We start from the raw sequence: 12,802 nt of genomic DNA on the forward strand, positions 1-12,802 counted from the left end.
AGTGGTTGTTTTTCATTTAATCATATCAATCAGGGACAGCCCATCCTTGATTTTTTCCAAGCGTTCCAAGGAATTTTCATTTAGGAAAAACCTAGGAGTCATGGGTGCAGGTTTTAAGATCTTTCTCATCCTGAGTTCTTCTATCAACGGAATGTGCTTAAGGGCAATTTTGCCAATAAAGAGTGGTTCCAATTCACCGCCATCTTTGAGATAATCTATTAACTTAATTAGCCCTCTGAGGTAAATGATATCCTTTGTACATCCACCCCCCTGGTGGATTCTGGCAGTGACTTGAAAAGCAGATTCTTTATCTAAATTGTACTGTTGAGTAAGCTCCATAAAAGTTTCCTCAAAGGTGGACCCTTCTGTGAGGCAATGGCCAGCAACTACTCTGGCGGCTAATAAACGTAATCTGTCACCAGTAAGTCCACCTACCAGATATTCGGCAAGTACGGCTATCCCTTCTTGTAATTCTTCATAGCCAGCAAATCCGATGCTCAATTGTTTAAAAGGCTGAGCCATGCCATTATAAAATGTTAATACGTGTGTGCCAATCTCGTGGTGGACCAATGCTTCAACCCTTTCTTCAGGCACCTTAAAACTTTTTCCTATATAGAGCTGTCCTTTAGAAACCAACATTCCGACGATGTCATTCTTCACCTCAACTTTTGCATCAAGCCTTGGGTAATGCTTTTGGTAAAACTTTACCTCTTCTCGGCATCTATCAGCAAGTTCATCAGCTTCTACCCAGCGAGAATTGCTAAAATCCTCTGGTGGAATTTCCTTCAACAGGTATCGTGCGGTTTCATATAAATCCTTATCTACAGAACTATATAATCTGATACTGCTGAACATAAAGTTGGAAGTTCCCCTCTCTTTCAACATGGTTATCTGCTTTTCTAATTCTTCCCTTTTATCAGAAAATAAAATGGCCAAAGTAGGATCTTCTATACTTCGGATGTTGATTTTGAATAACTCCTCCTTCAATTGATCAGGGTCTATGGGCAATAGTCGATATAGAAATTTGGGATTTGTTCGATAACTTTTCTCAATGAATTCAGCCTTGGCGTCCATGGTGTTTATAGGGGATATGAGAAGCAGAAACTGAAAGTTTTCTTGGATTTTATACAGCTGCTTATCAACATCCCATACTGAAGGACCAATTACCGTGCTACCTAAAACCTGATAATTTCGGATGTCAAAAGTGGTCTGCACACGAATGAATTCGTAGATGGACTTTCTTAAAATTTTTGAAAATTGGGTTTTGAAATCCCTGAATACCATATAATAGAATTCGTCCTTTTCCTCGTCTTCGAAAAAAGGCGGGATTTCTAAACCAACCAAATACGCGCCTGCTTCCTGACATTGGTCTAATGTCAAGAGGGGAGGTAGATCTTCAGGATGTCTATTTGGAGTGTATTCAATCTCAGCCTTTAGGTCATGCTGATGTGAGCAGAAGTCGACCAAGCCCTCATAGAGTGAATCCACTGTGGCAGGTGCTTTTTCTTTTGAAGTTTTAATTTTAAATGTATTGCATTCTGCATCACCGATCCATATTTCAATAATCATCACTGCCCGATATTCTTCTGAAAGGGTTTTGGAAATTAATTTGATTATTTCAGCCATTTTGTCGTTGGAGTCCTTTTCAGTATTGGTGACGAGATAAGAGGATTCTCCAAGTACCAAACGCAGTATTTTTTTATTGTCGGGATCAGGGTTTCTATAGATCAAAAGGAAGGGAAGTCGCCGTTCAATTTTTACTTTCCCGTGAGGTTCTAGGTTTAAATTGAGAGACTTTCCTGTTTTTAAAGCCTTTTGAATTGATTCTCTGGTTTTTTCAGTCATAATTATTGGCCATTTGATTAGTAGGAACCAGTTGGCATGAGGCTTTACCTGTTATTGTGGTTATTTGGCAACACTGTGGCGTATAGTGCCACGGATTTAACCCTCTCTGTCTTTTTTCTTTTTAGAAGCTCTATATACAAAGAAGAAGATGATGACAATAATCGGTAGTACTATATAAAGGATAATATCAAATGTTGAGTTGACCTCCATTGGTCCGGTATCGGTAGGTAAATCCCGAGGTACTTGAGCAGAAGCAGCAAATGAATAAAGAATTGCCGCCATGAGTAAAAGTTGTTTTTTAATGTTGGGGATCAGGGATAAGTTGATTTTCATTAGAATAGTTTTTTTAAATGTTAAAGTGAATAAAACAATTAAAACAGGTGATAAATGATAGGTGAATATAAAAGTACATAATATTACAAAATAATAATGTATTACATACATCAAATGTTTAAATCAATTTGAAAAATTATCTTTTAACTCAGAAAATTTATAAATTAGAACTTATGGCATAGGATTTGGATGTTGTGTACCCTGAAGATCAGTTATTGATCTATTTGAAAAACTAACCACTTAATGCCATGAAAAAGTTATTGTATTTAGCAGGAATTCCAATAGCCCTTATGATGGGGGCTTGCGACAATTCTCCCAACACTGGGGAAAGAACCAACGATGCTGATGGCAGAGCTGTTCTAGAGGATACCTCCAGAAGAACGGATGTAGACCATAATAGAACAGATCTGGATCGCGATGCCAATAGAGGCGGGGAAACTACTCCAGGTACCCAGAGAGAAATGGATCGCCAAGATGTTGATAGGACTAATGTGCCACAAAATATTCAAAGTCGAATTGATAATGATGCGAACCTTCAGAATAGGGAGATGACTAGATCTCAAAGGTATACAAGAGATGGTATCACGTATTATGAAATGACATTTAGGGATCAAGGCGGACAAGAAAGTGTTGTGACCTATGATCAGGACGGTAATAGAACTGATCAATAAGAAAAGCAAATTGCTTATTTTCAATTTATTAATTAATAACCATAACCACAATTTATCATGAAAAAGCTAATGTTAATCTGCGCTTTGGGAGCGTTTGGCTTTACCGCTGTAAATGCTGCACCAGTTTCAGTTTTGAACACTACCGAAATCTATCAGGAAACTACTAGAGTAGCTCCGGAAAACCTTCCGCAACAAGTTAAAGATGCTATTGATAGAGACACTGAAGATAAGGATGCAAGAATTGTTTCTGCAAATCAAAGAACCAAAGATGGTCAAATGATGTATGAAGTTACCTTCCAAAAAGAAGATAAAACTTGGACCAAAAAATATGATGCACAAGGAAACAAGGTAGATGACGATAAGTAATCTATTTATTTCTTACAATAACGAAAGTGCCAGACTTATGTCTGGCATTTTTTTTCTTTAGATTTAAATTCAAAAGAAAATGAAAGAGGACCATGAAAAAAAGGTTTCTGAAAAGGAATCTGATAGAAAAGATTTGCTTGTCGGAATGTTCAAGAATAGAGATGATGCCGAATTAGCTTTTGACGATTTGAATCAACTAGGGTACACCAATGAGGAGATCAACCTCTTGATGTCTGAAGAGACGAGAACAAGATATTATAATAATAAAGAAAAAGAGAAATATGACACCGAATTGGGGAATAAAGCCGCAGAAGGAGCAGGCACTGGCTCCCTTGTGGGTGGGGCTTTGGGCGCTATTGCAGGTGCGGTGGCTGCCATAGGAACCACCTTGTTGATACCAGGTCTTGGAGTAGTTATTGCCGGACCGATTGTCGCTGGATTGGCTGGTGCCGGTGCAGGAAGTTTAGCAGGTGGGTTAATTGGGGCACTGGTCGGTCTTGGCATTCCTGAAGACAAAGCACATCTTTATGAGAAAGGAATCAAAGAGGGAAATATTGTTATTGGGGTGTATCCCCGGAATGACGAGGAGAGAAAAATAATTAGTAACAAGTGGAGAAACCGCAATGTATTGAACATTCATTAAACAATTTTCCATTTAAATGATTTAATAATCAGTGGTATAATAATTGCGACTTTTTCAAGTGGGTTATTTATCATGAGAATTATTAAAAGTATAATCTCTTTTATCTATTACTTTAACCAATAAATAAACTATGAGCGCAGGAAAAGTATTGTTAGGAATAGCCGCTGGAGTGGCGGTAGGTATACAAATCGGTATTCTGATCGCCCCGGAAGAAGGCAAGAAGACACGCAAAAAACTGTCCAAAAAAGGAGAGGATTACTTGGATGATTTGGGATCACGATTCAATCATCTGATAGATGACATCAACAGTCAAGTATCTAAAGTTAATAAAGATATAAAAGAACTTGCTGATAAAGGTAAATCCCTATCAGAAGATCTTGCCAAAGAGGCTAAAAAAAAGGGGGATGACTTAAATAGTGACGCCAAGTCAGCTTTGAAAAAATCAGTATAAATTGAAAGGGGCTTTTGCCCCTTTTTTATTTATTTTTGTCCTCTATTCGCTTTAATTCAGTTTTTATTTTTGCTGAATCAAAATACTGTCCGTTTAGAAATATTCCATCTAGTTCTTTCAAAACGCTAAGATTATCTAATGGATTGTCACTCACCATTAGAAAGTCAGCAGCCATACCCTCTTTGATCTCACCAAATGTTTCAACATTAAAGTAAGTAGCCACATTCTTCGAACCGCTTTTTAAGATATCAATAGGCTTCATTCCTGCCTTTTGCATGGATGCTAATTCGTGGTGGGTTGAAAATCCTGGCACATTGAAAACTTGAGGGGAATCAGAACTCAAAAGAATCAAAACATCTGCATCATATAAAGCCATAAGAATTTTTTCTCGAAGTTCGAGATATGGCTTTACTATGCTTTCATCTAAAACTCCATCAGCTTCAAGTTTCAGTTTCTGCTCTTCCCATTTCTCAATCTGATCCTTAGGAAGGTATTTCATTTCAGGTCTATCTTTTAATTCGGTTGCTGGAATATATCCGAAAAAATGCTCAAATAATGTCATGGTTGGAGCCACAGCCACCTCGTGATTCTTAGTAAGGCTAACTAGTTCCTGGAGTTTGTTCAAGTCAGCTTCTGGAGTCAATTTCATGGAGAAAGGCCCTGCTTTATCAGAATCTTTAAAATCTTCATTTGGTAGCATGGCTTCCAAATAACCATCCATATGCTCTATTGAGCGGTAACCGTGAAGAATTGAATTCTCCAGACCAACATCCAAAGAAACATGCCCACCCATTTTTATATCTCGTTCTTTGGCCGTTTCGGCAATTGCAAGAAACTTGTCCATATTTAGTCCGGGATGGAGCTTCAGATGATCATAGCCTGCCTCGGCTTGCTCTTCTACAAGTTGCTTGGCATGTTCGGAGGATTTGACACTATTTCCATTCAGAGAGGGCCCGGCTGCAAAAATCTTGGGTCCAATTATGCTTCCTTTTTTTATTTTTTCTCTAAGTTCTAAATGGCTGGGATGGCCGATCATACCCCTGACAGTGGTCACTCCATTGGCCAAGTAAAGCCACATGATGTCTTCTAAATAAGTGAAATCCCCATTAGTAGCAATTGGTATGTGTGAATGCATTTCAGCCAGTCCTGGTAGGATATATTTCCCGCCACCTTCAAATACCGAATCGGCCGCAACCTCGAGGTTAGAACCTATAGATTGTATGATTCCATCTTTTACAAAAATGGTTTGATTTTCTAGAACATGATTTTCAATATCAAAAGTTATAATATTTACATCTTTTATTAAATAAGTTTGTGCGCTGAGGGTATTGGTCAGCATAAATAAAACAACCACTAAAAGTCTCATGATGAATAGGATAGGTGTAAAGCTAATTTACGGAAAAATTACATGGGAAAAAAGAGCGAAATTTTGGGGATTTAAAAGGGATATAAATTTTTTGAAATGAATCATTTTTCTTAAAATTGCTATTCAATCGGGGTGTAGCGCAGCCTGGTAGCGTACTTGCATGGGGTGCAAGGGGTCGCTGGTTCGAATCCAGTCACTCCGACATTAAAAAGAGCTGGTATATTCCAGCTCTTTTCTATTTAAACTCGATTAAATGCGGTTTTAAATTGTTTGATTATTTCCGGGTCAATATCCACTTGAGTTTTAGGATTAGCGGAAATCTGGAGGCTCTCATTTCTATAAACCTCTGTAGTGGTTATGATTTTCTTGCAACTTGCATGTATTTCCTGTAAAGGAACTTTTTGAAATAAACTGTGCACATGCTCTGGTTTACTTCCACCGCCAGGCATTATAATAATACGATCCTGCGCCTTTTCAATCAATTGAAGTAAATTTGCCATTCCCTCAGAAACAGTGTTGTGTCCTCCTGAGGTCAGTATTCTATGGAAACCCAAAGAAATAATGTCTTCCAAGGATTTTTCTAAGTTGGGTGTGTTGTCAAATGCTCGGTGAAAAGTACAAGACTTATCGCCTGCCATATTTAAAAGTCTGGAACATTTTTCCAAGTCGACTTCTCCATTTGTCTTTTGAACCCCAAAAACAAAACCGTCGGCTCCTTCAGAAAGGAAAATTTTTATATCCCTAACCATAACCTCGATTTCTCTGGCAGTATATACAAAATTCCCACCCCGAGGCCGGATCATTACAAATATTGGAATGTCAATCTGGGACTTTAAAGTTTGAAACATTCCCAAACTGGGCGTAGTACCTCCTTCTGTGAAATCTGAACATAGTTCTAGCCTGTCCACTCCGAATTCTGCTGCGTGGAAAGCAGCTTCCACAGAGAAAACCGGTGCTTCCAATAAAATATTTGCCATTAAAATTTACTTTTTGAGTCTATTAAAAAATTCCCTTTCTTGTCATGCTTTGCATAATTAAATCCAGGATGCACTGAATAGGCTCCAACCTCTCCCTCTTTATTAATAGCCAAAAAGCCTGCTTGAATATTATTAATGTCTTTATTTTTTGCGATTAATCTCTTTACAGCCTCCTCACAAGCTTTTTGTGGTTCCCAGCCTTGACGCATCAGTTCTACAATCAAAAAGCTTCCGCATATTCTGATTATCGATTCACCCAATCCAGTAGCTGTTGCAGCACCAACTTCATCATCAATGAAAAGACCGGCACCAATGATCGGGCTGTCACCCACTCGGCCGTGCATTTTGAAAGCAAGTCCACTAGTAGTACAAGAACCTGCCAAATTTCCATTTTTGTCCAGACCTACCATTCCAATTGTGTCATGGTTTTCTATGTTGATAATTGGTTTATATTCAGATTCTAGCTTCCATTCTTTATAAGCCTTTTCCGCCTCGGGACTTAACCTCTCAGGCAAAATTTCCAAGCCTTGTTCGATTGCAAATTGTCGCGCTCCTTCCCCAGAAAGCATTACATGAGGGGTTTCCTCCATAATTTTCCTAGCCAATGTTATGGGATGTTTTACTTGGCGAACAAAAGACACTGTGCCACACGCACCATTTCCCTTCATGATGGCTGCATCAAGCGTGACAATACCTTCTCTGTCAGGCAAGCCTTGTAACCCTACAGTAAGATTACTTAAATCTGATTCGGTAACCATTACGCCTTGTTCGACGGCATCTACAATGCTTCCAGTTTTTCCCAACACCTCCCAGGCTTTTTCATTGGCAGGAATTCCATGGTTCCAGGTAGATAAGAGAAGCGGCCCCTGACTCGAATAAGGGTTTACAAAGTTTATATTATCAGCATAAAGGCTTAAAGGAAGTAGTGCCCCTGAGGATAAGAGTGAGGTTTTTAAGAATTTTCGTCTACTGGACATTTTGAAAGAATGAATTAATGCAAAGCTATTATAGCGATTCCGATCTCACTACTCCAGTTAAACTTTATGGATGGTTCAAATTCTATTTAAATACCTAATCCCGGAATCTGGTGAAAACAAAGTAATTAATACTGGTAAATAGTTCTAAATATGTTTTGTTAATTCATTAATTAATGCTTTAATTTCAGGTGTATAGATGATTTTAAGTACATCATATAAGTGTTTGTGAAAAACATAAAATTATATTCTAATTAAGGAATTACATTTTTTATATGTAAAATCGCAATTTAATGTATTTATAATTAAAGTAGTTTAAATGGGAAAACTTTACAATAGGGGATTATTGATCTGTTTTGCGCTAATGACCTTGGCATTTGATGCTTTAGGCCAGAGTGGCTTTCCCTATTGTGAACCATTTACAGGAATTGAAACCCGTGCCGCAACAAGGCTTGGAGGAAACGCTAAATTGACTGCGCCAAATCCAGATAGTGATGGAGATGGGGTTTTGCAACTTACACCTGCCCAAGGTAATCAAAACGGTTATGCATATGTAGATATACCTTTTTCTTCTAAATATGGAATAAAGACTTCGTTTGAGTTTTTTATCTATGGTGGAAATGGAGCAGATGGTATGACTTTTTTCCTTTTTGATGCAGCCATCCAAAACTTTCATCCAGGAGGCTATGGTGGATCTTTAGGGTATGCTCCCAATACTAATTCCGAAAGTAATTTAGGGCTTTCTGAAGGTTATATCGGGATTGGACTGGATGTTTATGGGAATTACGGGAACACCATTGAAGGAAAAACGGGTGGATTTAGTACCGGAAGTACTCGTTATCAAAACAGTGTTATAATTCGTGGACCTCAATCTGATGATTACAAATTTATAAAAGGTGTAAGAACAAATAATAATGGCGATTTCAGTTTGCCACAAAACCAACGTTTTCCTCTCTCATCTGGAGGCACCGGAACCGAAAGAGTAACTTCACCCACCCAAAATGGCTATAGAAAAGCCTATTTTGAACTTCAGCCTAATCCTAATGGGGTGGGGTATTTGGTAAACATGGCTATCGAGGTCACTACTTCGACAGGTAACCGGATTGTTGAAATTTTTAAGAACGAGCCATATCCGTATGAAGCACCGCAAAATTTGAAACTTGGATTTGCCGCATCTACTGGGGGGAGTAATAATAACCACGAAATTAGAAATGTCATTGTAGAGGTTTCCGATGATTCAGATCTTCAAGATCCTATCGCACAGAATAAATCTGTACAGGCTTGTGATGGGGTTGTGAACATTTTTGAAATAAAAGCCACGGAAGATGTTGAGTTGTTGAATGACTCTGAAAATAATTTTGTTCGTTGTCTTCAATTAGCAGAAAACCTGGAAGACTTCCAATCTGATGATTTTGATATTTGCACCACCGAACAATGCGACCCTTCTAACCAAAATCTAAACACTTCTTACGGTGTTTTTGAGTCAGATGCAGAAGGTGGAATTATTCGTTTTACTCCAAATCCAAATTTAGTAGGGCAGGAAGTTACAATTTATTATACAGTAACTGATAATTTTGGAAAGACATCCGAGCCAAAAGCAATTCAGGTCAAAATCAACTCTTCTCCCGAAGCCATTATCACTACGGAGGATGAGACTACTTTTTATCTTGGAGATAAAGCAACTTTATCTGCAAATGTTGGGGAAGGCATTTTTTATCAATGGTATAAGGATGGAGAAATTATTCCAAACGCAACAGATTCGCAATATGAAGCTCTGGAATCTGGCAACTACCATGTCATAACTAGGAATGAGAAGGGCTGTGAAATGACTTCAAATGTCATTTCTATCACCACCAACATTCCTCCGAATATTGAAATAGACTTGGTAAAAAGGGAATCAGAAATATGCCAAAAAGAAGGAAAAGCAGAGTTTAATATTACTAATTTATTTGAGGTTTCATATTATAGGCTAATTCGCTCAGGGCAAGAAATTCAAGCTTGGACAGAATTTGAAGGCCCTGACCTAAATCTTTCCAACCTCAGTCATGGAGAGTATACACTCTTGATTTACGATAGATATAGGAGTATTGAATTTCCGGTAGAACATAAATTCAATATAGTTGATAATAGAGATATTTCTATCGAGTTAATGTTTCAAAACATTAAGTGTTATGATGGAACTACAGGTAATATCCGATTTAACCTAGAGAAGATGTCTGCTCCTCGGGCGATCCGAGCAAGTTACAAAGAAGTTAAAGAGGAGGGAGGAGGAGATTTTTTGGATGCAGGTATCATTTCTGAGGGAAACAATAATGTTTCAGAGTTTGTGAAATACGAAGACGGCACTACAGAATTCCCCCAAGGTGAATATATTTTTCGTATACGTAGAAATAGTGGTGGAAATAATTCCAATGCTTGCTATGTTGATTTTAACATAAAAATTCAACCCCCTTCAGAACCTCTCACCGCCTCCGTCATCCAAGAATTAGACGTTTGCCCAGTAAACCATGTCACGGTCCTTCCCGAAGGTGGCTGGGGTGAGTACACTTATGAATGGAGCAACGGTGCCACTTCTCAAACCGTGTCGGCACTATCCCCGGGTACTTATTCGGTCACTGTGACCGATAAAGAGGGTTGCTACGAGACGGTCGATAATATAATTGTCCCTGAAAATGACGCAGTGTCTATTGAACCAGATTTTCTACAGCCTACCTGCGGCGCATCGGATGGGGCGATAAATATCACTTCTTCCAATCTTGACTATGCCCGACATGAGCTCGTGTGGCGCAAGGATGACCCCCAAACCGGGGAGATCATCGCCGGTGATGAAACCGGGATCACGAATGTGGAAGCAGGAACATATTACCTGATCCTCAATGAGTTGGTTAATGGCAACTGTGACGAGTTTGTGAAAGAATATGAACTGAAAAGCCAGCCGACTCCCATCGAAATGGATTTTGAAGACCAGGAAATTTGCGAAGGGGAAACGGTTAGCTTTTCACCATCCATCTCCTCCGGCTCTACAGATTATCAATTCAATTGGTACCGTGACAGTGCTAAGCAGCAACCTATATCCAATGGGGATCTTGGACAGGAGGTAGTCTATACCATTCTGCCTGACGGTACCCTTAAAATTGAAGGCCTGCCTTTCTCTGAATCCGCTTACGAATACTTCGTGGATGTGTCGGGTGTGGACCTTTGCGAATCCAAGCCGGATGATATGACCAAAATCTCAGTACATGTAAAACCCAAGCCACAGGCACCCCTGGTGCAAATCAACGGTGGCTATCCCAGAAATATAAATTAAGAAACATTTAAAAGTACCTATTATGAAAAAGCAATTTTACTTATTTATCGGAATTGTAGCGATGTTGGTTAATGCCAATGCTTTTGGCCAAACCCCAATTAGTACCTATGAAGACTTTGATGCAAAATATTCGGAAATTATTGTAGATGGAACATTTTGCTTTGGGGATAATGTGTCCTTAGAAGTAGAACAAGATGAATCACATGATAGATATGAATGGTATTATGTAGAAGGTAATTCGCAAACCTTACTACCCGATGAAAACACTTCAACTTATACAGGAAGTTATGGTCCAGGTTATCACATTTTCCGTGTCTTGGCATTTACAGATGCAGGATGTTTTGAAGAAGAGGAAATAGGTGTCTATGTCCTTCCAGAAATCTCTGTAGATCGAATGGATGATGAAGAATATTGTGTGAATGATTTGCCTCCTACCGATGGGTCTGAGGGTTCTATAGAATTACTTGCTGAAATTGATCAATCAGGTTTCGACGATGAATTTGAACTTTTCTACCAATGGAAAAAGAATGGAGAGGCAATTTCAGGTGCCACTAACAGTACATATATAGTTGGTTCTATAGATGACGAAACAGAAATCGGAGTTTTTGAATATTCTGTTGATATTTCATTTGCCGTGAATGATGGGGGTTGTTTAAAAAATCACTCTATTGCTCAAATCACGGTTACTCCAGCTCCTGAGAAGCCAGAGATTCAAATTGGGACAACAGGTCACACAAGAGGTCAGTAAATTAGTAAAAGTTGAGCAAAATAGCTCCATACCCCCCTTCGATCAAAGGAATGGCTTTGGCTTTCCTTATCGGAGGGGGTATGTCTTTTTCTCAAGCATTTGCCACAACTAATCAAAACCAAACTGTCCGGCTCTGCGAAGGGGAATCCATTGAGTTGACCGCAGCTGGAAAGAATGCTACAGGCTTCCAATGGCTGAGGGATGGTCAACCGATTTCGGATGCGGGACCAACCATAGAAATCACCGAAAACGGGGTTTATGAGGTCATGACTATCAATGATCTCAACTGTAGTTCAGAAGTATCAGATGCGGTTATTGTCAACTTCCTTCCACCACCAAACCTAAGAGTTTTGCAACCTGCAGTACTATGCGAGGGTGGAAGTATTGATTTTACAGCCTCCATCGACGGGTATGACCCGGAAATTTTCGAGTACACAGTAGAGATGCCTTCTGGAAAAAAACACCGTTTGCAGGATGTTCCAGTGGTGGATGAGGGCGGGGTGTACCAAATACAGGCCAATTACAAAGATTTGGATTGCGCCTCAGTAAAGCAAAAAATCATTGTTGAAGTTTCCGATGACCCGGTACATGCCTTGTTCGATTACAAGATCAACGGTTTGGGTCAAAAAGGAGAAGTTTTAGCCAATGACGAGGTGGTCTTTGAAAGCCATTCATTAGGTGAAAATCTGAGCTATCATTGGGATTTTGGCAATGGGACAACCAGTGTTCAAAAGTCTCCGAAATTTAAGTTTGATGAGAAAGGCCGCTATTTGGTATCCCTCACGGTAACCAATGCTTATGGTTGTACTTCATCTATGGAAATGGGAATTGAAGTTAATGAGGCTTATCTAATCATGATTCCTACTGGGTTTACACCACTGGATAAGGAAAATCAGACCTTCAAGCCGAAAATGAGAGGTGTAGCTTCTTATGAAATGTTGATTTTCAACACATGGGGAGACCTGCTCTACGAAATGAACAGTATGGAAGATCCAGGTTGGGATGGGAAAACGAATGGCAAATTATCCCCTAATGGAAATTATGTGTTCAAAGGAACATTTACCACGGTAGATGGCAAGCAAGTTACGAGGTCAGGTGTATTCACATTGATACGATAAGGT

The 12,802-nt window shown here is 39.1% G+C and carries 12 protein-coding genes and 1 tRNA gene; 8 read left to right on the forward strand and 5 right to left on the reverse strand.

Annotated features, from left to right (window positions below; all coding sequences use genetic code 11):
- Nucleotides 1-12: 12 nt before the first annotated feature.
- Nucleotides 13-1,845, reverse strand: coding sequence for a flavohemoglobin expression-modulating QEGLA motif protein (locus FPL27_RS09180; protein ID WP_143960814.1), 1,833 nt, complete (start codon nt 1,843-1,845; stop codon nt 13-15).
- Between the two features lie 96 nt (nt 1,846-1,941).
- Nucleotides 1,942-2,178, reverse strand: coding sequence for a hypothetical protein (locus FPL27_RS09185; RefSeq protein WP_143960815.1), 237 nt, complete (start codon nt 2,176-2,178; stop codon nt 1,942-1,944).
- 248 nt (nt 2,179-2,426) lie between these two features.
- Here FPL27_RS09185 and FPL27_RS09190 point away from each other — a divergent pair, with 248 nt between their 5' ends.
- The 4 genes from FPL27_RS09190 to FPL27_RS09205 all read left to right on the forward strand — a co-directional run bounded on the left by FPL27_RS09190 (nt 2,427) and on the right by FPL27_RS09205 (nt 4,309).
- Nucleotides 2,427-2,849 (forward strand): hypothetical protein, encoded by a 423-nt coding sequence (locus tag FPL27_RS09190; RefSeq protein WP_143960816.1) that lies wholly within the window; start codon nt 2,427-2,429, stop codon nt 2,847-2,849.
- 57 nt (nt 2,850-2,906) lie between these two features.
- Nucleotides 2,907-3,215, forward strand: a complete 309-nt coding sequence (locus FPL27_RS09195) for a hypothetical protein (RefSeq protein ID WP_143960817.1) — start codon at nt 2,907-2,909, stop codon at nt 3,213-3,215.
- A 79-nt stretch (nt 3,216-3,294) separates the two neighbouring features.
- Nucleotides 3,295-3,858: a hypothetical protein gene (locus FPL27_RS09200; RefSeq protein WP_143960818.1), complete on the forward strand. Its 564-nt coding sequence runs from the start codon at nt 3,295-3,297 to the stop codon at nt 3,856-3,858.
- Between the two features lie 130 nt (nt 3,859-3,988).
- Nucleotides 3,989-4,309, forward strand: a complete 321-nt coding sequence (locus FPL27_RS09205; RefSeq protein WP_143960819.1) for a YtxH domain-containing protein — start codon at nt 3,989-3,991, stop codon at nt 4,307-4,309.
- Between the two features lie 25 nt (nt 4,310-4,334).
- Here FPL27_RS09205 and FPL27_RS09210 read toward each other — a convergent pair whose 3' ends face one another.
- The gene (locus FPL27_RS09210; protein ID WP_143960820.1) at nt 4,335-5,675 is read right to left on the reverse strand and encodes an amidohydrolase family protein; all 1,341 of its coding nucleotides are present in this window, start codon (nt 5,673-5,675) and stop codon (nt 4,335-4,337) included.
- Nucleotides 5,676-5,803: 128 nt separating this feature from the next.
- Between FPL27_RS09210 and FPL27_RS09215 the strand changes: the two genes are divergently transcribed.
- A tRNA-Pro gene (locus tag FPL27_RS09215) sits at nt 5,804-5,877 on the forward strand.
- Between the two features lie 37 nt (nt 5,878-5,914).
- Here FPL27_RS09215 and FPL27_RS09220 read toward each other — a convergent pair.
- Together FPL27_RS09220 and FPL27_RS09225 are read right to left on the reverse strand one after the other, a co-directional pair.
- On the reverse strand, nt 5,915-6,652 hold the full coding sequence (locus FPL27_RS09220; protein WP_143960821.1) for a copper homeostasis protein CutC: 738 nt from the start codon (nt 6,650-6,652) through the stop codon (nt 5,915-5,917).
- Nucleotides 6,652-7,629 (reverse strand): isoaspartyl peptidase/L-asparaginase family protein, encoded by a 978-nt coding sequence (locus tag FPL27_RS09225; protein ID WP_143960822.1) that lies wholly within the window; start codon nt 7,627-7,629, stop codon nt 6,652-6,654. The genes FPL27_RS09220 and FPL27_RS09225 overlap by 1 nt, the downstream gene beginning before the upstream one ends.
- Before the next feature lie 316 nt (nt 7,630-7,945).
- On the opposite strand from FPL27_RS09225, the gene FPL27_RS09230 reads away from it, so the two are divergent.
- The 3 genes from FPL27_RS09230 to FPL27_RS09240 are packed head-to-tail and all read left to right on the forward strand — an operon-like array spanning nt 7,946 to nt 12,799.
- Nucleotides 7,946-10,933 (forward strand): lectin-like domain-containing protein, encoded by a 2,988-nt coding sequence (locus FPL27_RS09230; RefSeq protein ID WP_143960823.1) that lies wholly within the window; start codon nt 7,946-7,948, stop codon nt 10,931-10,933.
- Between the two features lie 22 nt (nt 10,934-10,955).
- Nucleotides 10,956-11,681 (forward strand): hypothetical protein, encoded by a 726-nt coding sequence (locus tag FPL27_RS09235; RefSeq protein ID WP_143960824.1) that lies wholly within the window; start codon nt 10,956-10,958, stop codon nt 11,679-11,681.
- Nucleotides 11,682-11,692: 11 nt separating this feature from the next.
- Nucleotides 11,693-12,799 (forward strand): PKD domain-containing protein, encoded by a 1,107-nt coding sequence (locus FPL27_RS09240; RefSeq protein ID WP_143960825.1) that lies wholly within the window; start codon nt 11,693-11,695, stop codon nt 12,797-12,799.
- The last annotated feature ends 3 nt before the right edge of the window (nt 12,800-12,802 follow it).

The organism is Litoribacter populi (assembly GCF_007483685.1).
Classification (GTDB): Bacteria; Bacteroidota; Bacteroidia; order Cytophagales; family Cyclobacteriaceae; genus Litoribacter; species Litoribacter populi.